We start from the raw sequence: 23,046 nt of genomic DNA on the forward strand, positions 1-23,046 counted from the left end.
ATTAAAGGGTTTGCTCCAAAATGCGAACAACTAATTGCTCAAAACTCGCTCCGTTGGCTTTTGCTGCCATTGGTACCAATGATTTTTCAGTCATGCCAGGAACTGTATTGACTTCGAGTAAGTAAAAATTACCTTGCTCATCGCGCATCGCATCGACACGTCCCCAACCGCTGGCCCCGACTAAATCAAATGCTTTTAATGCCATATCTTGCAACAGTTCAGTTTCTTGCACAGATATATCCGCAGGGCAATGGTACTGAGTTGTACTTGACTGATACTTAGCTTGATAGTCATAAAAACCATTTGGCGTGGTCATTTCAATGACCGGCTGAACATCGTGTCCAAGCACAGCAACGGTAAACTCACGCCCCGTGATCCACTGCTCAACAAGCACTTGACTATCAAACTTAAATGCAGCGTTGAGCGCAGTATCTAGTTGCTCTGCGTTACTCGCCTCAGCCATACCAATGCTTGAGCCTTCATGTGACGGCTTAACCATCACTTTGCCAAATTCATTAATAATTGCTTGGCTATCAAACTCATAGCGGCTATCAACAACAGCATAAGGAGCGGTACTTAAGCCCATTGCTTTAAACAAGTGTTTACAGCGTACTTTATCCATCGCCAGTGCTGAGCCTAAAACATCACTACCGGTATAAGGAATCCCCATAAACTCAAGAGCACCTTGAATAGTACCGTCTTCACCACCGCGACCATGTAGAGCAATGAACACACGTTCAATGTTTAGCTCTTTTAATTGCCACAAAGGCTGATCTTTTGGATCAAAAGCAATGGCATCAACGCCCACACTTTGCAAAGCATTCAATACAGCTTGGCCTGATTTTAGAGAAACTTCTCGTTCCGCAGATGTGCCGCCAAAAAGCACTGCTACTTTGCCAAATTTGTCGCTTAACTGGCTCATACATTTACCTGCTTCAGTTGTTCAATAGATAAGTTAGTAGCCGCGAGCGTCTTAACTAACTGACCAATGTTACCAGCACCTTGAGTTAATACTAAATCATTATCTTGCAGAAGGTTAGCAAGAACGCCTGCAAGCTCAGAGCTATTGGCAACATGAATAGGCTCTTTGCCTCGTTGACGCAAACTACGGCATAAACTCTTACTATCGGCTCCGACTATTGGCTCTTCACCTGCTGAATACACATCAAGTAATAAAAGTTGATCGACATCTGCCAATACTTTCACGAAATCTTCATACAAGTCACGTGTACGGCTATAGCGGTGAGGCTGATAAACCATCACTAAGCGCTTATCAGGCCAACCTTCGCGCACTGCCGCAATGGTTGCTGCAACTTCTGATGGATGATGACCATAGTCGTCCACCAACATGACATTACCACGTTCATTATCAAAAGTGCCGTAATGCTGAAAACGACGACCCACTCCTTCAAACTGCGCAAGCGCCTCTAAAATCGCTTGGTTAGCAATATGCTGATCTTTGGCAACAGCAATAGCCGCTGTTGCATTTAAAGCGTTGTGCTTACCAGGCATATTTAAAGTTACAGGTAAGCTTTCACCTTGTTTATTCACAACATCGAACGAGCATGTGTTAGCTGTTTGACTGAAGTTAAGCATTCTATAATCTGCATCCGTTGACTCACCATAGGTGATCACTGGGCGGCCAAAACGTGGAATAAGCTCAGCAGCAACGTCTGAATCGATACAGACAACGGCGAGACCGTAAAATGGCAGGTTGTGGATGAAATCGACATAGGTATCTTTCATCTTCTCTAAGCTGCCACCATAGGTATCCATGTGATCTTCTTCAACATTCGTGATCACCGATACCATAGGTTGTAAATGCAAAAATGATGCATCACTTTCATCGGCTTCTGCAATCAAGAAATCACTCTTACCGACTTTGGCATTACTACCTGCGCTATTTAAAAGACCACCAATTATAAAGGTTGGATCAAGACCTGCTTGCGCATAAATACTCGCGATTAAGCTGGTTGTAGTTGTTTTACCGTGTGTTCCTGCCACAGCAATACCGTGGCGAAAACGCATTAGCTCAGCAAGCATTTCTGCACGGCGAACAATAGGGATACGCGCTGCTCTGGCCGCTTTAATTTCGGGGTTTTGCTCATTGATTGCACTTGATACCACCACAACGCTGGCATCTTTTACATTGTTTTCATCATGGCCAATAAACACTTCTGCGCCAACATGAATTAAGCGCTCAGTCATCGCACTGTGCGCAATATCAGAGCCAGTAATACGGTAACCTTCAAAAGCAAGTACTTCGGCAATACCACCCATCCCTGCACCGCCAATTCCGACAAAGTGGATGGTGTCGATACGACGCATCGCAGGGCGCGTGTTGTTTTCTTTCATCATGCTTTCTTTCACTACGAATCTCTTCTATCTACTAGCTGCTCACAGCGGTTTGCAACCTTGGCTGTGGCATCTAAAATAGCAAGCTGTTTTGCTTTGCTTGCCATTATGGAAATTTTTTCTGGTGCAATTAAGTACGGTGTCAACAAATCCACCACCGCCTCTTTAGAAAACGCGTTTTGTTGCATCATCAGTGCAGCACCTGAGTTAACTAAATAAGCAGCATTAGCAGTTTGATGGTCATCCACTGCGTGTGGGAACGGCACAAATAATGCCATTCGACCTGCTGCAGCAATCTCACTAACCGTTAATGCACCAGCACGGCAAATAACCAAATCAGCCCATTGATACGCACTATCCATATCATCAATAAACTCAGCCACTTTCGTACTTTCAGCAAGACCTAGTTGTTGATAGTCTGCCGTGACTTTTTGTTCATTATTTTTTCCGGTTTGGTGCCATATATTAAGCGTTGTTTGCGCTGAAAGTGCACTGAATACAGCAGGTAAAGTGTGATTAAGCACCTGCGCTCCCAACGATCCCCCCACAACTAATATATTAGTGGGTGTGCTTGTTTGTTTGGCACTGACTTGAGCAACACTTGTCCTCACTGGATTACCGACTACCTCGCACTGTCCCTTAGCAAATGCTGAAGGAAAAGCCGCTAAGACTTTGCTGGCAAACTTAGCTAACCAACGATTACTCATACCAGCGACTGCATTTTGCTCATGAATCACTAACGGGATACCTAAGCTTTTCGCTGCAACCCCTGTTGGTCCTGTCACATAACCGCCCATTGCAAGTACCACATCAGGGCGTTGTGCTTTTAAAATTTTACGCGCTTGAAAAATCGCATTCATCACCATAAATGGTGCTTTAATTAGCCGTTTAATACCATTGCCTCGCACCCCTTTGACATCGATAAAATCAATTTCAATATTGTGCTTAGGGACCACAGTTGCTTCCATTCGATCAGGTGTACCAATCCAGCTAACCTGCCAGCCTTGCTGTTTGAGAAAGTCAGCCACTGCAATGCCTGGAAAAATATGTCCACCAGTACCACCGGCAACAACAAGTAATTTTTTACTCATCGCTTACCTCCTGAAGTCGCTTGCTTGGTCGCCATTTTAGTTTCAAAGTCAATACGTAAAAGTACACCTGTGGCTATCGTCATTACTAATAAGCTTGAACCACCATAAGAAATAAATGGCAGTGTTAAGCCTTTGGTTGGCAAAATACCGGCACTCGCGCCGACATTCACCATGGTTTGAAAAGCAAACCAAATACCTATCGCAAACGCAAAATAGCCTTCATACTCTTTTCCGCATTTAAGTGCCTTTTGACCAATTAATAATGCTCTGAATACCAAAACAGCCAACACACATAAAATACTCATAACCCCAAAAAAGCCGAGTTCTTCGCCAATTACAGCAAAAATAAAGTCATTATGCGCTTCTGGTAGGTACTGCAATTTTTGTACGCTGTTACCCAAACCTTGCCCAAACCAGCCCCCTTGGCTGTATGCCATTAGCGACTGCACGAGTTGATATCCTTTACCAAACGGGTCTTCCCACGGCTCTAAAAAGCCTACAACACGTGCCATACGGTAAGGTTCAGCAATGATCAATCCGACAACGGCAGCAACGCCTGTTAAAATCAATACAAAAAACTGCCACAGCTTCGCACCGGCTAAAAATAATAGGCCCACCGTCGTAACAAATAGTACCACCACGGTACCCAAGTCAGGTTGTAATAAAATTAATAAAGCATATGCACCAAATACCACCATAGGCTTTGCGAAGCCTTTTAAGTTTTCTTGCACTTCTTCTCGCTTACGAACCAAGTAGCCAGCGATGTAACTAAAAAAGTATAATTTAGCCGCTTCTGCAACCTGAAAACCCACAGGCCCAATCGGGATCCAGCGTTTTGCACCATTCACTTCGCGACCTACAACAAGAACTAATAAAAGCAAAGCAAGGCCAAGTAATAACAAATAGGGATTACTTCGTTTCCACCAATCCATAGGTACATTGGTTGTGATCCAAAATAAGATAAACCCCATAACAAGGAACATCGCATGGCGAATAATGATATGGTAAGGGTCGTCAAATAACCTTTCAGCGGTAGGCATCGAAGCACTGGTTACCATGACAAAACCAACACCAATCAGCATTATCATGCAATACAATAAGGGGACATCATAAAGCTGTGCTGACTGTTTAGGTGTTAATGCGTCACGGATATCTGCAAATGCAATCATACTGCCTCCGCCAATACGCATTGCGTAAAGTCATCACCGCGTTGCATGTAGTTGTTATACATATCAATACTCGCACAAGCTGGCGCTAAAAGTACGATATCACCATCAACACTTAGTTTTTTCGCTAGCTGCACAGCTTCATGCATATTCGTGGTTAAGTGACCTTTATCACTCAGTGCCACGAGTGCTTTGGCGTCTTTACCAAAACATACTAAGGCTTTGACTTTGTTGGTTAGATACGGTTTTAGAGCATCTAAATCAGCCCCTTTCGCATCACCACCTGCAATAACAACTAACTGTTTTGCTTGGTCAGCTAGGCTTTCAATGGCTGCGATAGTTGCGCCGACATTGGTCGCCTTTGAATCATTAAAATACTTTACACCCTTAATTTCAGCAACAAACTGACAACGGTGCGCAAGTCCTGTAAATGCGCCGAATGCTTGCTCATAATGTGCTACTGTTATGTCAAAAGGGCTTAGCAATGCCATTACAGCTAAGGCATTTTGTTGATTATGCGAGCCCACTACTTTCAAACTGCTTGCAGGTAACACGGGTTTCCCATGAGCTGCAAAATAGTGCTCACCTTGATGTTCAATCAGTGCATAGTCTGCATGCGCGAGGGCAAAGCTTACTTGTGGTTGTTTTGCTGTGTGCGTTGCCACATCAATAGCATTGACGACAGCAAGCTCTGATCCGTTATAAATACTTTGTTTTGAATCTATATAAGCTTGGTAGCTTGAATAACGATCTAAATGATCTTCGCTCACATTAAGTACGCAAGCGCTTTTGGCTTTTAAGCTGTGCGTGGTATCAAGTTGAAAACTCGACAGCTCAAGTACATACACATCGTAGTCTTGCGACAGTAAATCAAGCACCGCAGTGCCAATGTTACCGCCAAGGCCTACTTTATAACCGGCAGCTTTAAGCACTTCAAACGCTAATGTAACAACGGTCGACTTACCATTTGAGCCCGTCACTGCCACAATGGGTTTATTTGTTAGGCGCGCGAACAACTCAACATCACCAATCACTTCCACACCAGCATCAATTGCGTTTGCGACAGCCGGTGTCGCTAAGCTTAGACCTGGACTGATGATAATAATGTCATTGCTGCTCAGGTGGGCATTATTTAAATCACCAAAGTGAGTCGTTAACTCACTAGCATGCTCGCTTAACCAATCTGCACCCGGTGGCGCTGTGCGGCTATCAACAACAATTGGCTTTATATTCTGAGATAATAAAAAACGCACAATGCCCAGACCGGTTACACCGAGTCCGAGCACTGTAATTTTTCTATTTTTTATCTCGTTAATAACTGTCATTTACCTGATCTTCAATGTAGCAAGGCCAGCAAGAACTAGCACAATTGAAATAATCCAAAAGCGCACAATTACGCGCGGCTCAGGCCAACCTTTCAACTCATAGTGATGATGAATGGGTGCCATTCTAAAAATACGTTGGCCGCGTAATTTGTAAGAGCCTACCTGTAAAATCACTGATAAGGCTTCCATTACAAATACACCACCCATAATAATTAAAATAAGTTCTTGTCGAACGAGTACCGCAATAATGCCAAGTGCTCCGCCCAGCGCTAATGAGCCAACATCTCCCATAAATACTTGCGCTGGGTAAGTGTTAAACCATAAAAAACCAAGGCCTGCACCAACAATCGCGGTACATACCACAACCAGCTCACTTGCCAGTGGTAAATGAGGAATATGTAAGTAGCTTGAGAAATTCACATTACCGGTGAGGTAAGCAATAATAGCAAGTGCCGAAGCCACTAAAATAGTAGGTACAATTGCTAAACCATCAAGGCCGTCTGTCAGGTTTACTGCATTCGATGTGCCGACGATTACAAAGTAAGTCATGACGATATAAAACAAGCCTAGCTGCGGCAATACATCTTTAAAAAACGGCACAACCAAAGACGTTTCACTTGCTTGCTGCGATGTAAAATACAACGCACTAGCCACGACTAAAGCAATGACTGACTGCCAAAAATACTTCCATTTAGCAATCAGTCCTTTTGGATCCTTACGAATAACCTTGCGGTAATCATCAATAAAGCCAACGATACCTAATGATCCCACAACAAATAAAGTTGCCCAAACATACTTATTAGATAAGTCAGCCCACAGCAATGTGCTGGTAAAAATAGCACCTAGAATCAAAATGCCACCCATGGTTGGCGTGCCTTTTTTCGACAAGTGAGACTCTGGTCCATCATGACGAACGACTTGACCAATTTGCATCTTTTGCAAGCCACGGATTAATATTGGACCAAAATAAAGTGATATAAGTAATGCTGTTAAAATACCTAAAATCGCGCGCAGCGTTAGGTACGAAAAGACATTAAAACCGCTGTAATATTGTGTTAAATACTCTGCCAGCCAAACTAACATGACGATACTCCATTGTTGCCATTTTGCTGGCTATTAACTAAATCTGCGACGACTAGTTCCATACGAGAACTACGTGACCCTTTTACAACTATCGTGGTTTTTTGCTGAGACTGAGCAAGCACACTCTGCAATTGTTGTAGTAATTGTTCGCGGCTTGAGAAGTGGCGGTTGGGCTTTTCAAATACATCACTGGCTGACTTGCTCAATACGCCTAAGCTGTATAGCTCATCAATCCCTTTTTGCTGTGCGTACTCGCCGACTTGTTGATGATAAAAACGCGCTTCTTCGCCAAGCTCGCCCATATCACCAAGTGCAAAAATGCGACGACCTGGCATATCACTTAATAAATCAATCGCCGCCTTTACAGACTGTACATTGGCATTATAAGTGTCATCAATCACAGTCAGCGTGTCAGAGACTTTGAGTACATTCACACGACCTTTAACTTCACCCATGGTTGCCAGTGCCGATGCAATGCTTTCTAAGCTTACGCCAAGCTCAGTCGTTAAGGCTGTGGCAATCAGTGCATTAGCAATATTGTGCTTACCAGGTAGAGCAAGGGTGACAGGTACTTTTTTATCTTGATTACACAGCATAAAAGATGCGCGAGCTTGTTCATCAAGCACCACACCTTCTGCCCAATAATCTAATTGCTTGCTAGTAGAAAAGCGTTTTACGTTGCGATCATTTAGTTTGGTGAGCCAAAAATCAGCAAAATCGCTGTCACAGTTAACCACGGCTACACCATCTGGCTTTAAGCCATCATAGATTTCGCCCTTTGCTGTTGCTACACCTTGTAATGAGCCAAAACCTTCTAAGTGAGAAGCTGCTACATTACACACCACGGCAACATCGGGTTTAGTCATTGCAACAGTGTAAGCAATCTCACCAATGTGATTCGCGCCCAATTCAATCACCGCATATTCATGCTGTGGTTCAAGGCGTAATAAAGTCAGTGGCACACCAATGTCATTATTAAAGTTGCCTTTCGTCGAAAGCACTTCGCCGTGCCCTGACAAAATTGCCGCACACATTTCTTTTACGGTTGTCTTACCAACACTGCCTGTAATCGCAATAGTTTTAGGTGCAACTTGCGCCATAACGGCTGAGCCAATTTCACCTAGCGCAATGCGTGTATCAGTCACCACAAACTGCACAATATCGACATTAACAGGATGTGCCACTATCACGGCAATCGCCCCTTTTTCTTTGGCTTGTGCTATAAATTTGTGGCCATCAAAGTTTGGTCCTTGAAGCGCTAAAAACACGTCTCCCTCACAGAGGGTACGCGTATCTGTATTTATATTTTTAACTTGTTGATTACCACCTTGGTAATCGGTTGCTAGAACGTTTGCTAGCCAATCAAAATCCATAGGGATCATAACTGCGCCCCTTGCGATTTTTCTTTTAATTGTTGTTGTACATATTGACGATCACAGAAATCGATACGTTGCTCGCCAATAATTTGATAATCTTCGTGGCCTTTACCTGCAATAAGAATGACATCATCGGCACTTGCTTGTTCTATTGCGTAGCTGATTGCGCGAGCGCGATCTGCTTCACTGTGAGCTTGCTCTGGATGTTCAAGCCCAGCAATAACATCAGCAATAATCACGTTAGGATCTTCACTGCGTGGATTATCGCTGGTGACAATAATACGGTCTGCATTCCCTTCTGCAGCTTTTGCCATCATTGGGCGTTTGCCTTTATCGCGGTCACCGCCGCAACCAAATACACAACTCACGCCACCCGGAACATGTTTTTGCAATGCTTGTAATGCAAGTGCCAGTGCATCAGGAGTGTGAGCGTAATCTACAATACAGGTTGGTTGGCCTGGCGCACTAAATGCCTGCATACGCCCTGCAACAGGCTGCAAAGTACTACACGCATCGGCTAATAATTTAAGTGGATACCCTAAGCCAAGAAGCGTTGCGAGTGCAGCAGCCAAGTTATAAAGATTGAATTCACCAAATAAAGCGCATGTAATATATGCATCGCCCCAGCTGGTTTCGAACTTAGCGGCAATACCTGTGTTGTCATAGGTTACTTCACTGAAATAGACAAAACGTGCGTTTTCAGGTGTTAAGTTTTTATGTCCATAACAAACAAGGTTATTAAAGTCGTATTTTTCTAACCACAACTCAACTTGCGCATCATCTTGATTCAGTACGACAAGTTCAGGATTATGGTCACGCATTAACATCAGTTTAGCGTCACCATATGCTTCCATTGAGCCATGATAGTCTAAATGATCCCGTGAAAGGTTAGTAAATACTGCCGCCTTAAACTGGCAATGTTCAACACGTTGTTGAACTAAGCCATGGGATGAAACTTCCATTGCCACAATGTCAGTATGCTGTTGTTCTAATTCAGATAGAATACGCTGTAAGTCAACACTTGAAGGGGTAGTATTCATCAGTGGCGTTAAGTTATCAGGGTGACCATAACCTAGAGTGCCTATGACCGCAGCTGACTTATGACACTGCTGTGCTAAATGCGCAATCATAGCTGTGGTTGTTGACTTACCATTGGTGCCCGTGACACCCACTAATTCAAGTTGTTTAGAAGGTTGGCCATAAAAAGCAGCGGCCAAAGCAGGTAATTTCTTAGCTAAATCAGTAATTAAAAAAAGTGGTTCAAAATGGCTCTCAAACTGACATAAACGGTCTGCAATGATTGCCACAGCACCATTTTCAATAGCTTTATCAATAAATTGGCCACCATCAAGTTGGTGCCCTTTAATTGCGACAAATACATCGCCTGGTTTTACGTCTCGGCTATCAAGACGAAGTTGATTCACCAATAAGGTATTGGCTTCAACATCAATATGATTAAGAATCGGTTTTAAATCACGCATCGTTATCTTTGCCTTCTACGTACGCAACCGCATCTTTGTCCGGTGCGACGTTTAAAATTCTTAAGGCATTGGAGACAATCTCTGCAAACGCAGGGCCTGCCGTCGCACCGCCATAATACACATCTCCACCGGGTTCATTAATCATTACTACAACAGCTAAACGAGGGTTACTGGCCGGTGCGACACCTGCAAAGTAACCGACATATTCGTCACCATAGCCACCCACAGCAGCTTTTTTAGAGGTTCCCGTTTTACCCGCAGCACGATAGCCATCAACTTTAACGCTTCTAGCCGTACCATCTTTTTCAAATACGCTCTCCATCATGTGAACTACGGCCTCAACGTCTTTTTGTTGAAAGACACGCTCACCCTCAGGAATTGAATCTTGCTTTAAAACTGTTAACGGACGCATTACACCACCCGAGCCAAGCATGGCGTAGAAACGGGCCATTTGTGCTGTGCTCACCGCGAGGTTATAGCCAAATGAAAGCGCTGCTATCTCGTGATCTGACCAACGTCGATTAGGGTAAAATAAGCCGCTGCTTTCACCGACCATGCCTGTTCCACTGTCGCTTCCGAAACCTACTTTTTGATAAAGACCAACAAAATAGTCTTTCGGTACGGTTTGGCTCACTTTTGTAACACCCATATTACTTGAATACTTCAAGATTTCTCTTAAAGTCATTTCACCATGGTTTCGTGTATCTTGTACTAAGCTGCCACCTACGCGCATCCAGCCTGGGTAAGTATCAATGATGTCATCCGGTTGGATCGAGCCGTAGTCTAAACCAGCTAAAATGGCTAGCGGCTTAACAGTTGAGCCTGGCTCAAATAAATCTGTAATAGCACGGTTACGACGCTTATGAGGTGCTGCATCGTTAAGGTTATTAGGGTTAAACGAAGGGCTATTAACCATCGCTAACACTTCGCCTGTTTTTACATCGACGACCATCGCTGATCCTGAGGTTGCTTTATATGTCAGCACTGCCGACTTAACAGCCTTATAGGCGATTGCCTGAATACGTTGATCAATACTAAGCTGTATATTTTCAGGTTCAACACGCTCACGCTCATCAAGTACTTCCACTTCACGACCTTGCGCATCTTTACGAATAGTACGTTGCCCTTCGACACCTGTAAGTTGTTTTTCGTAAAGTTTTTCAATGCCTTCAATACCGTGACCATCAATGTTAGTAAAACCAATAACATGCGCTGTCACTTCACCGGCAGGGTAATAGCGTTTTGATTCATCAAGTAAATGGATACCAGGTAAACGTAAATCACCAATATAATTTGCTACAGCGGGAGTCACTTGACGCTTTAAATAAACAAAGCGGCGTTTAGGGTTATCGCGCAGGCGTGCATTAATTTTCTTTGGCTCAATACGAAGCACATCAGCCAACTCTCGCCAACGTAAATCGTGGTTATAGTACGTGGCAATACGTTTATTGAGCTCATTGGTGTTTTCAGCAAGGGCATTTTGGTCTTCACCATTTTTACGGGCTTGGCGAAGTACTTTGCTTACTAAAGATTTATGAAGTGCTTTTGGATCTGCATAAACGCTAACAACAGGAACACTAACGGCAAGCTCTTTACCATTGCGATCGAAAATCATGCCCCGTTGTACATGTTGTTTTTCAACCCGCACTGTGCGTTTATCACTTTCTGAACGGGCTTTATCAGGCTCAATCACTTGTAAATAGGCAGCACGAGCAACTAACGTCATAAAGACGAGTAGAACAACTGAACACACGAGCGTAAAACGCCATGTGATCAAGGTATTTGTTGGCTTTTTCCCTCTGCTTCTCATTGCAGTACTACCACCTGTTCATCTTGGCTAGTTGGCCTTTTCATTTCAAGCTGCATGGTCGCAACTTCTTCGATGCGCGCATGCTGTGAGTAAAACTCTTCTTCTACCAACAAGTAGCGCCACTCTAAATCGAGTTCATCACGCTCTTGCAATAATTTATCCTGCTCAATTAACTGTTGACGCGCTAAGTGTGTCACTTGAACAACACCCAAGCTCGATGCAAGGATCACAACCAACAAGGCCAAGGTCAGCTTATTAGCTCCTAGGCCTTTAAAAATTTCTTTAAATAAGTTTGGTTGGCGATGCGTCGCTTTTGCTTTCATTACAATCTCTGCGCAACCCTTAGTACCGAACTACGCGAACGAGGATTCATTTCAATCTCCGTTTTGCTAGGCTTAATGGCTTTACCCACTGCCTTTAACGTCAGGTTTTTGTTTATTTGTGCGTCTGTTAAAGGCAGACCTCTGGGTATCGCCTCTCCCTTACTCTGTTTTTTAATAAACTGCTTAACAATGCGATCTTCTAACGAGTGGAACGAGATAACGACTAAACGCCCACCTGGTTTTAAAACGTCAACAGCGGCTTGCAGTGCAGTTTGAATTTCTTCAAGTTCACTGTTGATATAAATACGGATCGCTTGGAATGTGCGTGTTGCAGGGTGCTTATGTTTATCTTTTACGGGGACTGCTTCATCGACCAAATCAGCAAGCTGCTTGGTGCTAGTAATCGCAGTGTGCTCACGAGTCTCAATAATTTTATGAGCAATACGGCGACCAAACTTTTCTTCGCCATAGGTTTTGATCACATGAGTGATGTCTTCAAGTTCAGCTTCCGCTAGCCATTGTGCTGCGCTGCGACCACTGGTTGGATCCATACGCATATCAAGCGGGCCATCTTTCATAAAACTAAAGCCGCGCTCAGCATCATCTAGCTGTGGTGAAGAAACACCGATATCTAACAAAATACCATCAACCTTGCCGATTAAATTGTTGTCTTCAGCAACCGTTTTTAAGTTTGAAAAACGGGTATGGGCAATTGAAAATCGCGTATCGTCGGCAAATTTTTCGGCGGCTTTAATCGCTTGCGGATCTTGATCGATTGCTTGTAAGCGACCTTGATCACTTAAACGCGCAAGAATTTGACCTGAATGTCCGCCGCGACCAAATGTGCCATCCATGTAAATGCCTTCGGGTTTAATATCCAAAGCATCTATGGTTTCGTCCATCAGTACAGAGACATGTTCAAATTGCGCTGTCATTAGCTATTTTTTGCCTTTTTATTATTGTGGTTAGAGTGAAAAGTTATCGAACTCAGGATTTGCCTCAAAATCACCTAGGCGTTCAATTTCAGTATCTTGGCGCATTTGCTCATGCCAACGATCTTCATCCCAAATTTCAAACTTATTCATCAAGCCAACCAACATGATTTTTTTTCCAAGTTCTGCATGAGCCCGTAACGACGGCGCAAGCAAGATTCGGCCATTTTTATCTAGTTGATACTCTGTAGCATTACCGAGCAACATTCGTTGCATACGGCGTGCACGTGGATTCATGTTAGAGATCTTTAATAATCGCGATTCAATTTCTAACCATTCAGCTAATGGGTACAACCACAAACAAGGTTCATTTAAAGCAACAGTGCAAATAACCGTGCCCTGATCTTCAGACAAGATCGCATCTCGGTACTTGGTTGGTACCGCAAAGCGTCCTTTATCATCCAAACTCAGAGAGCTCGCACCCCGAAACATAGCTTGCCTTAAAATTAGGTTGTTAATCGCTGACGATTATTTCTGATCCAATTTGATCCACTAAAAACCACTTTTTACCACAGTGCTCCAGTTTAGGGCTTGACAAGCCATTTTGTCAAGTAAGCTGATCATCATACTCGCCTTCTAAAGCCAGAAAAAATAAGGGCTCAAGCAAAGCTACTGAATTAAGTGGGAAAAAGTGGCAAACAAAGAAAAAATTTTTTTTACCTATTTTATTGGGTAAAAATGATGAATGAATGAGCAGTGAATAGTTACACTATTTCTACCGCACTGTAATTTTTACTCAGTTACCCTGCAAGAGTTACGAGAAAACAACGCTAAAACAAAAACCATTCAATTCGAAAAACCATAAACCATTAAAACTTAAGGATATTTATATTTGGTATGAAGGTTGCGACATATAAACTACCAACTAATGGCAATATTTAAGGAATGATTATGACTACCGCAACGACAAAATCGAACTCAACTGCAACAAGCAACAGCAATGTAGATCCGAAAGCGGCTCAAGTTGAAGCGCCATTCACAGACAAAGCAACTGAAGCAGCACATCACGCTGTGGATGCTTTATCGACTCGTGCAGCCAGTGCCGAGCACAGTGTTCGCCAAGGTGCGTCGAGCTCTGCTAAAACGCTTTCTGAAAAGCAAGCTGTAGCGCGTGCTAAATTTAATGAATATAGCGGCAAAACACGTCAGCTTGCCTCAGAAAACCCACTTGCAACAGCAGGTATTGCGTTTGCAGCGGGTATGCTAGTAACTGCACTTATTCGCCGTAAGTAATTGTTATGCAGTCTTCTCAACCTACAGATGAGAAAACGCAAGATGCCACTGATCAGAAATCAAACGCTGATCAGTGGCAAGATCATCTTGCCAAACTCTCAGACTACTCTAAGCAGCTATACGTCGATTACCGAAAACAAGCGGGTATATGTAAAGAATTAGCAGCCGCTGAGTGGCGTTTATCAACACGCTCGTTGGCACTCACTATTATTATGCTGGTTTGTTTTGCAGGTGGTTTAGTGCTGTTATGGGCCGGTTTACTTGCCACAATCGGCATTGGCATATTCACCCTAAGTCAATCGCTAATATTATCAGCGATCTCATTAATCGCTTTGCAATTACTTTGTTTAGCATGGCTTTGGAAAAATATAGGTTATGTCAGCAGCAAGATTGGGTTTGATAAATCAGTACGTAGTTTTAAACAGCTTCTTAATATTGATAAGGATGAATCATGATTATTGATTATTTTATTAATAAGCCTCAAAAAAATGTACGCTCACTTAGCGAACAAATGGATTTGGCTGATGAATTAAAGCGCCAACATCATCAAGCTTTTAATTATCGTTTAAAACGCTTTGCAGTAAGCAAAGCCGGTATCGCAAGTGCTTTTACCGCAGGGATGGGTTATCAAGCAATGAAAAGTGATGAACCTTCGAAAGGTCCGGTTAAGCAAGTAACTCAGTTTGCTTGGTTGTTAAGATTACTATAATCATGATTTATATCATCTAAATCTATTTTGCTACTTCTCATTTTCACTTTATGCTATTAACTTAAAGCTATTATGGCTAATAGGATAGGTTACTGTGAAAAAACGGATTGTGTTAACAGGTGGACCAGGTGGTGGTAAAACAACGGCAATTGATTTATTACGACGTGAATTTTCAAATCAAATTGTAGTTGTTCCTGAATCTGCAACCATGCTGTTTAGTGGTGGGATAGAGCGTAATGATTCACCAAGTCTAATCAAAGCACAACAACAAGCAATTTATAATCTCCAGAAGCACCTTGAACATATCCAACGCACCAAACATCCAGATCGTTTAATGCTTTGCGATCGTGGCAGTTTAGATGGGCTCGCCTATTGGCCCGATAACCCTGATGAGTTTTTCGTATATCTGAACACCGATTTAAAAACTGAGCTCGCGCAATATGACGCTGTTATATTTTTCGAAACCGCAGCTAAATCAGGTCAAAGCATCCACTCAAATAACCCTGTCAGAAATGAATCAGACAACCAAGCAATTATACTTGACGACAAACTTCAAGCCGTTTGGTCGCAACACCCAAATTTTAATTTAGTGAAAAGTTCAGAGTCATTTATTCAAAAGGTGATGTTTGGCATCGACACTATCCGCAAGGTCATGGATAGTTATAACTAACAGCTTAATCAGTCATTAAACTGTTAGTTATCAGAGTCTATTAACCTCGATTATGTGCTCGGTTGTAATCTATTTCAGGCCCTTTTGGCACAACTTGGGTTGGGTTAATCATGGTGTGGCTAAAATAGTAATGACGTTTTATATGATAAAAATCAACGGTCTTACTCACACCTTCAATTTGATATAACTCACGCAAATAGTTGCTGATCGCCGGATAGCTCTCGATAGTATGCAAATTACATTTAAAATGCCCCACATACACACTGTCGAAGCGAATTAAAGTGGTGAATAAACGCCAATCAGCTTCTGTCAGTGTCTCACCCACTAAATAACGATTAGCAGTTAAACGTTGCTCAATTTTATCTAAAGCGGCAAAAAGATCATCAAAGGCTTCTGTGTATGCGTCTTGCGTTGTTGCAAAGCCCGCACGATACACGCCGTTATTAATGTTGTGATAAACAAACTCATTAACTTCATCAATTTCAGAGCGTAGCGACTGTGGATAAAAATCTCGCTCATTACCTGTAAGAGTATTAAACGCAATATTGAACATACGAATAATTTCAGCAGACTCATTACTGACAATACGCTGCGTTTTTTTATCCCACAGTACGGGAACCGTCACACGGCCTGAATAATCAGCTTTATTACGCGTATAAATTTGATGCATAAAGTCGCTATTGAAAAGTGCATCACCGGTGCTGTGATTGTCTTTATCAAACGTCCAGCCGTGCTCTAGCATATCAGGGCTTACAACCGACACACTGATATAATCTTCCAGGCCTTTTAAATGGCGAAAAATCAAAGTGCGATGCGCCCAAGGACAGGCTAAAGAGACATAAAGGTGGTAGCGATCTTTTTCTGCTTTAAAGCCAGCATCACCACTTGGTCCTGCACTGCCATCTGCGGTGATCCAGTTACGTAACTGGGCTGCCTCTCGCTTAAATTCACCTTGGTTGTTGTCTGTGTCGTACCATTTATCTTGCCATTGGCCATTTACTAGTAATCCCACAATAACCTCCTATAGTGTGCCAAATTTACCTTGTTGATAGTCTTGTACTGCCTGATGTAATTCTGCTTGAGTCGTCATTACAAACGGGCCCATGTGAGCGATTGGTTGCTTAAGTGGCGAGCCTGCTAGTATCAAAACCCCCGCACCGATTTGCGAGTTAAATTCAATGTCACTACCTGGTTCTAAAATCAGTAAGCTTCCCGCTTTAACTGGACCGCCCTGTTCAGTATGAATTTCTCCGGTATGGATATAAATCATCATCTTAGTTTGTGTAAGCGGTGCATGGTAAAACTGCGTACCAGCGGGTAAAGTCACATCAGCAAGCATGCCGTCAGCTGCGAGATCTTGTAGGCTAGATACCTGCTCTTCACCAGCAAATTGCCAGCTTCCTGCCAACGCTTTAAGCTCAACACCCTGCTCATTTTGAGTCGTTGGCGCTGGCGCTTCAGTGGTATCTTGATATCGCGGCGCTCTTAGCTTCTCGGCACTTGGCATATTGAGCCAAACCTGAAAGCCGTGCATGCCTTCTTTGGCATCTGCTAATGGCATTTCACTGTGAATGACACCAAAACCGGTACTCATCCACTGCACATCGCCAGCACGAATGGCTTTTTTGTTACCCATTTGATCTTGGTGCTCAAAACCTCCTTTAATAATATACGTAAAAGTTTCAATACCACGATGGGGATGCGCGGGAAAACCACCCATAAAATCACTGTGATCATCTGACTTAAGTTCATCGATCATTAAAAAAGGATCTAAATACTTGCCATCAAAGCCCGGAATACGGCTGATGTTTACACCATCACCATCTTGTGTGGCATGGCTATTTAACTGTTGAATCACTTTCATAACTTTACTCCCGTAAATTGTATGAAATGATTGTAGGCGCTAATTTAACTAACAACTATGCGTAAAAGTCGCGCCAATCATTCTATTTATGAGAATGCTCATTTTGCTGCTTAGTTAACCTATCAGCCACAGTTGCTCCGCGCTCGCCAACTTCTTTTACTGGCCCTACAGTACTATCAATCAGTGTTTGTTGCTCTGTACTGGCATTAATCGCCGCCCCAAAAATAATGATATAAGCACTGATATAAAGCCACATCAGCATGATCACTACACCACCTAACGAGCCATACGTCTCGTTGTAGCTTGCAAATTGTGAGACATAATATGAAAAGCCAATGGATGCGACGATCCACAGTAACGTGGCAAGTATTGAGCCTGGGGTGATCCAACGCCATTTTGCAGGAGTGCGATGAGGTGCGTACCGATATAAAAATGCTAAAGCGCAGTTAAAAATAATGGCTAATAGTGGCCAAGTAATAAGCTTAATCATTAAATCAATAAGCTCTGTTAGACCAACTAAGTTTAGTACTATGGGTAAAATACCAATGATCAACAACGCCACCAGCGCAACAACAATCGCGCCCAGTGAAAATAGAAAACGTACCAGTAACGCCACAAAGAACTGTCGTTTGTTATATTGATGATAGGTAATGTTACAAGCTGTAATGAGTGCTTGGCAGCCTTTGCTACTACTCCAAACAGTCAATAACAAAGTACCTATTGCACTCATACTTAATACTTTTTGCGACTGCTGTGTCACCTCACTGACTTGCATCAGAATAATATCGCGACTACTGGTTGGTAAGATGGCAATCACTTTATCAAGTTGATCATGAATGTCGGTTGGTGAAGCAAAATAAGCATAAACAGACACTATCGCAGCCAAAGCGGGAAAAATAGCCAATAGCGCATAAAATGCAACACCAGCCGCCACAAAAGATAAATTATCTTGTGATAAATTATGGTAAACCCGCTTGCTAATATCCCACCAACCTCGCATTGGAATTTCTACCGGCGAGTGAGCCTGAAAACCGCGATTGTCTTTAATCATATGTGACCTAAAAAATTGCTTCGATAACTGCATAAAGGTGCAAACAACTTGCCAGTCGTAATGGCGCCTAATTTGCATTGAACTAAGCTTATAAGAGTAAAGCAATTATCCATGGAGCGGTGCTATGAGCTATTATTTAATTTTTAAAAATCAATTAGCTAACTTGCTGATATCGAACACATCTGTAGTACCAAAGGCGGTCAACGATAGTTTATCTTGGCAAGATTTAAACTCACAAGTTACGCAGTTTTTACACACTGCATGGCAAATGTTACCTGCTCTGACACTAGGTATTACAGCGATTATTATCTGCTACTTATTAGCTCGCCCTTTATCGTATTTATTAATAAAACCACTTGGTTTTGTAAGTGAAAGCAAGCTATTACATGTGGTAACACGGCGTTTTTTTAGCATCATTATCATCTTATTTGGTGTGTACTTATTTTTGCGTCTTGCAGGGCTCACCAGTTTTGCCGTGGCAATTATGAGCGGAACTGGCTTAGTCGGACTTATTTTAGGTTTTGCTTTTCGAGATATTGCCGAAAACTTTATCTCAAGTATGCTGCTCAGTGTGCAGCGCCCTTTTCGTATTGATGATGTTATCGAAGTGGATGGTCGCTTAGGGGTAGTTAAAAAGGTTACGGCTCGCGCTACTACTTTGGTTGATTTTGATGGCAACCACATTCAAATTCCCAATGCGAGCGTGTATAAAAACGTGATTAAAAACCTCACTGCCAACCCCAAAATGCGAGGCCATTTTACTGTTGGTATTGGTTACGATAATGACATTCGCTATGCCCAACAATTAGCAATGAAGGTGGTTAATCAAAACCCTGCTGTTATTAATGATCCACCGAGTCAGGTCTTGATTGAATCGCTTGGCTCTGCCACTCTCAACTTAACAATATATTTTTGGGTAAATAGCAGCGAACATAGCACTGTTAAAGTCGCCTCACAATTAATGCGAGAGCTGGTCAATACTTACTTAGCCGAGCAAATAAGCATGCCTGATGATGCCCGCGAGCGAATTATTTTAAATAGCGATAACGATCAACCAAGCAATACCGAAAGTGCGCCTATAAAAACAACAAAATCACTCGACGACCACAGCCTTGATGACGTGAGCAGTGACGCCGATGATATTCGCGAACAGGCCGATCAATCTCGCGACCCTGAACAGGGGAGTAATATAATTTAAAGTACTTGAGAACTAAGTTTCATCATTGGGTTTATCTTGCATAGCGCGTTTAAACCCTTTGACTGACGTCCCTAAATCTCCACCTATTCGAGATAGTTTTTTGGTGCCAAATAGAAGCACCACAATTGCGGCAATAATGGCTAATTGCCAAACACTAATTCCTGCCATAACAACCTCTTTTTAAATTAAAAGCGCCCATGACAGGCGCTTGTACAACACTAACATTAGGAATAATAAAATTAGAAACTAGCTCGAACCCCCAAGGCAACTTGAGTACCGAAACGCTCAAGATAACTAACTTGGTCAGTACGCTTGGTGTAACCCCAATAACGCTCATTCGTTAAGTTCGTTGCTTCGGCAAACACAGTGAATTGATCACTGATGTTATAGCTCATGCTGGCATCTAACTGACCATAATCAGAGATCCAATATGGACCACCCCATGCATCAGGATCCGACAAGAATTTGCTGCGCCAGTTATACGCTAAACGCGCTTGGAAACCATATTGTTCATAGTAAACCACGGCGTTATATGAATTTTTCGACATGCCTCTAAATGGTAAGCCTGACTCTTTCAGCTCTGGCTCATCATAGCTACTGTCAACATAGGTGTAATTAAGCTGAAAACCTAAGCCATTGAAAGGTTCTGGTAATAAGTTTTCAAGCGATTGCTGATAAGCAAACTCAGCCCCTTTGATAGTTGCACCGTACTTACTCTTACCAGGGTAAGATGCAAAGTAACGTACACCTTCAATTTCAACAGGGCTTTCTACGTAATCGATAAATGATTTCAGGTCTTTTACGAACACCCCACCACTTAACGAGCTACTGTCTTCAAAGTACCACTCCAAGGTCATATCGGCTTGATTTGCTTCTTCTGGTGTTAACGATGAATCGCCCATAGAAAGTTGTGGTAAACCTTCGCGATACGTATCAAAGTTTGGCGCAAGCCATGGGCGTAAATAGCCTAACGATGGGCGGCTAATCACTTGTGCCGCAGAAAAACGGTAAATCAAATCATCGGTAATACTAAGCTTAAAGTTCATGCTTGGTAAAATGTTGCTGTAGTCTCCTTTAAATGATTGCTCAACGGTTTCGCGCCAACCATTTTCAAGTGGTTTACCATCCACTTGTAACTCAATTAACGAAAGGTCATACACTGACCCTTTAGAGCTCACTTCTGTTTGCGAACCACGAATACCGACGTTTAACATATACGGCATGTTTGCAAGGGTGCTTTCGAGCGTCACTTGCGCATACGCGGTAAGAACTTCTTCGGTTACCTCATAAGTGCCCGATGAATTAAGTGATGCAACAATGCTCTTATCGGTCGCTTCAGCATTAATTGAACGATAATAAGCAAGTAACTTATCGTAATCGAAACTTGGCCATGGCTCAGGCGTAATGCTACTTTCACCTTCTAAGAAGTTATCGAAGTTCGCCTCAACAAACACATCGCTTGGGATTTCAAAGAGGTTAAAGTCACCAACATTCACCACGGTGCTGTCATCAAATTCATAACCATCACGCTCTAAATATTGACCACCATTACTAAATTGGCTGGCATTTTTTGATGCATATTCAAGTTGACTCTTAGTTTGTTCAAGGTAAGTTAAACCAAAATCAACACGGGTAACTAAATCACTTTCCGGCACAAACGTACCGGTAAACTTAAAGTCATTAACCGTGTCTTCAACCCCAGTACCTGTATTACGGCTATAGTGAGCACCGTAAGATTGATCCGCAGTTAAGCCTGGCGATAAGGTCACATCTGGTAGCATATTACCTGTGGTGTAATCAATCCCAATTGAGTCAATAAAACCACGCGCAACAATAAAGCGGTTATCACCCCCGTTTTCATTTTTCGCTTTTGAATGTGCAACATCTACAGCCAGTGTTAGACCATCCATTGGATACCATTTGGCATTAAGGGCAAACTGATAAGTATCGGTTTTACGAGGGTTGGTTAAGTTAAGTAGCTCCACCATTGTGTTACCGGTTTGCGTCATTGATACTACACGGCCTGTGTCATCAAATTCTGCATCAGTAAACACTGGCGTGCCTGGCGTCCAGCTTTCATCATAGTTAACAAAACCAATTTGATAGCGATGACCGTCAGTATTGTAACGTGAATAAAGAGCATCAAAGTTAATATCTAGGGTATCTGTTGGACGCCATTGCATTGCTAACGTTGCACCGACGCGTTCACGCACATCCTGCGCGTTCGCAAAATACATGTAGCTCGGGATTTTTGAGGCAAATATTTCACTTTGCCCATCAATTTCTCCGTTACCGTTCATGTCGACTGGCACACCTGCGCTGTCTGCTCCCCAACCTTCTTCTTCGTCAAAAAAGCCGCTTGCTGAGTATGTGTCTGCACGTAAGGTTTTCTTAGAATACGCACCCGAGAAAAGCACACCAAAGGTATCATCATTAAAGTTGTCACCGATGATGAATGAAGCATGTGGATGTACATCGCCTGTTCGCGATTCATAAATCCCCTTTGCTGAAGCGCTCAAGGTAAAGCCATCTTGGTCTAGTGGTTTACGCGTTTCGATATCAACAACTGCACCAATGCCCCCTTCAATTAAGCGTGCTTCTGGTGACTTATACACTTGAAGTGCTCCGACTAATTCTGAAGCAATTGTATCAAAGTTAAAGTCGCGGCCTGAGTTTTCAGACGCCAGCTTACGACCATTCAACGTGGTAATGTTGTAGCCGCCACCTAAACCACGCACTAAAATATTTTGCCCTTCACCGCCATTACGGGTAATGGTGATGCCCGGAATACGCTGCAATGCTTCGGCTAAATTTTCATCTGGGAACTTACCGATGTCATCAGCGACAACGACGTCAACGACTGTCGTTGCTTCTTTCTTTCGAAAGTTTGATTCTTTAATACTGCTACGGATCCCTGTAACTTCAATAACCTCAACATCCTCTTCGGCCTTACTATCGTTTTCTTGTTGTTGAGCCGTCGCAGCGAAACTGACTGATGAGGCCAGAATCGAGCTTATCAACACGCTCAAATATGTTTTTCTAGTTGTTGTTGCCATGATGATTTCCTGTTTTTAATGTTCAGTTTTTTTCACCATTAAAATGGTAATGAGTAAGGCCTTATATTTAATCTATAACAAAATGAAACAATCTAGCAACAATAAATTACCTTATGAAACTTTCGATAGTTACGAAATGAGTTTTATATATGAATAAAATGGCTTCAAATGCCTTTAAATATGGGAATTTAATTTCGAAAGTTACGATAATGATTTTTTTTAAAGATTTTCTTCCGGTGGGCTGGCACGATCTATTTTGGATA

The 23,046-nt window shown here is 42.6% G+C and carries 22 protein-coding genes; 5 read left to right on the forward strand and 17 right to left on the reverse strand.

Annotated elements, in window-relative coordinates; all coding sequences use genetic code 11:
* Position 1 precedes the first annotated feature (1 nt).
* Genes LY624_RS14480 through mraZ form a run of 12 tightly spaced genes read right to left on the reverse strand, consistent with a single transcriptional unit; the run spans position 2 to position 13,434 of the window.
* On the reverse strand, positions 2-922 hold the full coding sequence (locus LY624_RS14480) for a D-alanine--D-alanine ligase (RefSeq protein ID WP_341803294.1): 921 nt from the start codon (positions 920-922) through the stop codon (positions 2-4).
* A complete protein-coding gene (murC, locus tag LY624_RS14485) occupies positions 919-2,355 on the reverse strand; it encodes a UDP-N-acetylmuramate--L-alanine ligase (protein WP_371354518.1) in 1,437 nt (478 codons plus the stop codon). The genes LY624_RS14480 and murC overlap by 4 nt, the downstream gene beginning before the upstream one ends.
* Before the next feature lie 14 nt (positions 2,356-2,369).
* Entirely contained in the window at positions 2,370-3,446 is a 1,077-nt protein-coding gene (murG, locus tag LY624_RS14490; protein WP_341803295.1) for an undecaprenyldiphospho-muramoylpentapeptide beta-N-acetylglucosaminyltransferase, read from the reverse strand.
* Positions 3,443-4,615 carry a cell division protein FtsW gene (gene ftsW / locus LY624_RS14495; RefSeq protein ID WP_062568617.1) on the reverse strand — a complete coding sequence of 391 codons (1,173 nt, stop codon included), beginning with the start codon at positions 4,613-4,615 and terminating at the stop codon, positions 3,443-3,445. Before ftsW ends, murG begins: the two co-directional genes overlap by 4 nt.
* Entirely contained in the window at positions 4,612-5,937 is a 1,326-nt protein-coding gene (murD, locus tag LY624_RS14500) for a UDP-N-acetylmuramoyl-L-alanine--D-glutamate ligase (RefSeq protein WP_341803296.1), read from the reverse strand. Before murD ends, ftsW begins: the two co-directional genes overlap by 4 nt.
* A complete protein-coding gene (gene mraY, locus LY624_RS14505) occupies positions 5,938-7,020 on the reverse strand; it encodes a phospho-N-acetylmuramoyl-pentapeptide-transferase (protein WP_193987822.1) in 1,083 nt (360 codons plus the stop codon).
* The gene (locus tag LY624_RS14510) at positions 7,014-8,402 is read right to left on the reverse strand and encodes a UDP-N-acetylmuramoyl-tripeptide--D-alanyl-D-alanine ligase (RefSeq protein ID WP_341803297.1); all 1,389 of its coding nucleotides are present in this window, start codon (positions 8,400-8,402) and stop codon (positions 7,014-7,016) included. Before LY624_RS14510 ends, mraY begins: the two co-directional genes overlap by 7 nt.
* Positions 8,399-9,877: a UDP-N-acetylmuramoyl-L-alanyl-D-glutamate--2,6-diaminopimelate ligase gene (murE, locus tag LY624_RS14515; protein ID WP_341803298.1), complete on the reverse strand. Its 1,479-nt coding sequence runs from the start codon at positions 9,875-9,877 to the stop codon at positions 8,399-8,401. Before murE ends, LY624_RS14510 begins: the two co-directional genes overlap by 4 nt.
* Complete coding sequence (locus LY624_RS14520; RefSeq protein WP_062568612.1) at positions 9,870-11,687, reverse strand: penicillin-binding transpeptidase domain-containing protein; 1,818 nt, start codon at positions 11,685-11,687, stop codon at positions 9,870-9,872. Before LY624_RS14520 ends, murE begins: the two co-directional genes overlap by 8 nt.
* Entirely contained in the window at positions 11,684-12,010 is a 327-nt protein-coding gene (gene ftsL / locus LY624_RS14525; protein WP_130149393.1) for a cell division protein FtsL, read from the reverse strand. The genes LY624_RS14520 and ftsL overlap by 4 nt, the downstream gene beginning before the upstream one ends.
* Complete coding sequence (gene rsmH / locus LY624_RS14530; RefSeq protein WP_062568610.1) at positions 12,010-12,945, reverse strand: 16S rRNA (cytosine(1402)-N(4))-methyltransferase RsmH; 936 nt, start codon at positions 12,943-12,945, stop codon at positions 12,010-12,012. Before rsmH ends, ftsL begins: the two co-directional genes overlap by 1 nt.
* A 30-nt stretch (positions 12,946-12,975) precedes the next feature.
* Positions 12,976-13,434: a division/cell wall cluster transcriptional repressor MraZ gene (mraZ, locus tag LY624_RS14535; RefSeq protein ID WP_036971213.1), complete on the reverse strand. Its 459-nt coding sequence runs from the start codon at positions 13,432-13,434 to the stop codon at positions 12,976-12,978.
* 459 nt (positions 13,435-13,893) lie between these two features.
* Between mraZ and LY624_RS14540 the strand changes: the two genes are divergently transcribed.
* From LY624_RS14540 to LY624_RS14555, 4 genes are all read left to right on the forward strand, one after another.
* A complete protein-coding gene (locus LY624_RS14540; RefSeq protein ID WP_130149392.1) occupies positions 13,894-14,235 on the forward strand; it encodes a DUF883 domain-containing protein in 342 nt (113 codons plus the stop codon).
* 5 nt (positions 14,236-14,240) lie between these two features.
* Positions 14,241-14,690, forward strand: a complete 450-nt coding sequence (locus tag LY624_RS14545; protein ID WP_130149391.1) for a hypothetical protein — start codon at positions 14,241-14,243, stop codon at positions 14,688-14,690.
* Entirely contained in the window at positions 14,687-14,944 is a 258-nt protein-coding gene (locus LY624_RS14550) for a hypothetical protein (protein ID WP_062568607.1), read from the forward strand. Before LY624_RS14545 ends, LY624_RS14550 begins: the two co-directional genes overlap by 4 nt.
* A gap of 94 nt (positions 14,945-15,038) precedes the next feature.
* Positions 15,039-15,614, forward strand: coding sequence for an AAA family ATPase (locus tag LY624_RS14555; RefSeq protein ID WP_341803299.1), 576 nt, complete (start codon positions 15,039-15,041; stop codon positions 15,612-15,614).
* Between the two features lie 40 nt (positions 15,615-15,654).
* Here the strand turns inward: LY624_RS14555 and LY624_RS14560 are convergent, their stop codons facing one another.
* From LY624_RS14560 to LY624_RS14570, 3 genes are all read right to left on the reverse strand, one after another.
* The gene (locus LY624_RS14560; protein WP_341803300.1) at positions 15,655-16,626 is read right to left on the reverse strand and encodes a glutathione S-transferase family protein; all 972 of its coding nucleotides are present in this window, start codon (positions 16,624-16,626) and stop codon (positions 15,655-15,657) included.
* Between the two features lie 9 nt (positions 16,627-16,635).
* On the reverse strand, positions 16,636-17,478 hold the full coding sequence (locus LY624_RS14565; protein WP_341803301.1) for a pirin family protein: 843 nt from the start codon (positions 17,476-17,478) through the stop codon (positions 16,636-16,638).
* 82 nt (positions 17,479-17,560) lie between these two features.
* Positions 17,561-18,529: a YihY/virulence factor BrkB family protein gene (locus LY624_RS14570; protein ID WP_341803302.1), complete on the reverse strand. Its 969-nt coding sequence runs from the start codon at positions 18,527-18,529 to the stop codon at positions 17,561-17,563.
* A gap of 124 nt (positions 18,530-18,653) precedes the next feature.
* On the opposite strand from LY624_RS14570, the gene LY624_RS14575 reads away from it, so the two are divergent.
* Positions 18,654-19,727, forward strand: a complete 1,074-nt coding sequence (locus LY624_RS14575; protein WP_341803303.1) for a mechanosensitive ion channel family protein — start codon at positions 18,654-18,656, stop codon at positions 19,725-19,727.
* Between the two features lie 12 nt (positions 19,728-19,739).
* On the opposite strand, the gene tatA is transcribed toward LY624_RS14575, so the two are convergent.
* Positions 19,740-19,895, reverse strand: a complete 156-nt coding sequence (gene tatA, locus LY624_RS14580) for a twin-arginine translocase TatA/TatE family subunit (protein ID WP_341803304.1) — start codon at positions 19,893-19,895, stop codon at positions 19,740-19,742.
* A gap of 71 nt (positions 19,896-19,966) precedes the next feature.
* Positions 19,967-22,783, reverse strand: a complete 2,817-nt coding sequence (locus LY624_RS14585; RefSeq protein ID WP_341803305.1) for a TonB-dependent receptor — start codon at positions 22,781-22,783, stop codon at positions 19,967-19,969.
* Between the last annotated feature and the right edge of the window lie 263 nt (positions 22,784-23,046).

This window comes from Pseudoalteromonas sp. N1230-9 (assembly GCF_032716425.1).
In the GTDB taxonomy this organism is placed as follows: domain Bacteria; phylum Pseudomonadota; class Gammaproteobacteria; order Enterobacterales; family Alteromonadaceae; genus Pseudoalteromonas.

What these genes read in the sequence shown, in the direction of transcription:
- LY624_RS14540 (WP_130149392.1), top strand. Translation starts at nt 13,894, where the DNA reads ATGACTACCGCAACGACAAAATCGAACTCAACTGCAACAAGCAACAGC.
- LY624_RS14565 (WP_341803301.1), bottom strand. Translation starts at nt 17,478, where the DNA reads ATGAAAGTGATTCAACAGTTAAATAGCCATGCCACACAAGATGGTGAT.
- rsmH (WP_062568610.1), bottom strand. Translation starts at nt 12,945, where the DNA reads ATGACAGCGCAATTTGAACATGTCTCTGTACTGATGGACGAAACCATA.
- LY624_RS14585 (WP_341803305.1), bottom strand. Translation starts at nt 22,783, where the DNA reads ATGGCAACAACAACTAGAAAAACATATTTGAGCGTGTTGATAAGCTCG.
- LY624_RS14480 (WP_341803294.1), bottom strand. Translation starts at nt 922, where the DNA reads ATGAGCCAGTTAAGCGACAAATTTGGCAAAGTAGCAGTGCTTTTTGGC.
- ftsW (WP_062568617.1), bottom strand. Translation starts at nt 4,615, where the DNA reads ATGATTGCATTTGCAGATATCCGTGACGCATTAACACCTAAACAGTCA.
- tatA (WP_341803304.1), bottom strand. Translation starts at nt 19,895, where the DNA reads ATGGCAGGAATTAGTGTTTGGCAATTAGCCATTATTGCCGCAATTGTG.
- LY624_RS14520 (WP_062568612.1), bottom strand. Translation starts at nt 11,687, where the DNA reads ATGAGAAGCAGAGGGAAAAAGCCAACAAATACCTTGATCACATGGCGT.
- LY624_RS14545 (WP_130149391.1), top strand. Translation starts at nt 14,241, where the DNA reads ATGCAGTCTTCTCAACCTACAGATGAGAAAACGCAAGATGCCACTGAT.
- ftsL (WP_130149393.1), bottom strand. Translation starts at nt 12,010, where the DNA reads ATGAAAGCAAAAGCGACGCATCGCCAACCAAACTTATTTAAAGAAATT.
- LY624_RS14575 (WP_341803303.1), top strand. Translation starts at nt 18,654, where the DNA reads ATGAGCTATTATTTAATTTTTAAAAATCAATTAGCTAACTTGCTGATA.
- LY624_RS14550 (WP_062568607.1), top strand. Translation starts at nt 14,687, where the DNA reads ATGATTATTGATTATTTTATTAATAAGCCTCAAAAAAATGTACGCTCA.
- LY624_RS14510 (WP_341803297.1), bottom strand. Translation starts at nt 8,402, where the DNA reads ATGATCCCTATGGATTTTGATTGGCTAGCAAACGTTCTAGCAACCGAT.
- murE (WP_341803298.1), bottom strand. Translation starts at nt 9,877, where the DNA reads ATGCGTGATTTAAAACCGATTCTTAATCATATTGATGTTGAAGCCAAT.
- murC (WP_371354518.1), bottom strand. Translation starts at nt 2,355, where the DNA reads ATGAAAGAAAACAACACGCGCCCTGCGATGCGTCGTATCGACACCATC.
- mraZ (WP_036971213.1), bottom strand. Translation starts at nt 13,434, where the DNA reads ATGTTTCGGGGTGCGAGCTCTCTGAGTTTGGATGATAAAGGACGCTTT.
- murD (WP_341803296.1), bottom strand. Translation starts at nt 5,937, where the DNA reads ATGACAGTTATTAACGAGATAAAAAATAGAAAAATTACAGTGCTCGGA.
- murG (WP_341803295.1), bottom strand. Translation starts at nt 3,446, where the DNA reads ATGAGTAAAAAATTACTTGTTGTTGCCGGTGGTACTGGTGGACATATT.
- LY624_RS14570 (WP_341803302.1), bottom strand. Translation starts at nt 18,529, where the DNA reads ATGATTAAAGACAATCGCGGTTTTCAGGCTCACTCGCCGGTAGAAATT.
- mraY (WP_193987822.1), bottom strand. Translation starts at nt 7,020, where the DNA reads ATGTTAGTTTGGCTGGCAGAGTATTTAACACAATATTACAGCGGTTTT.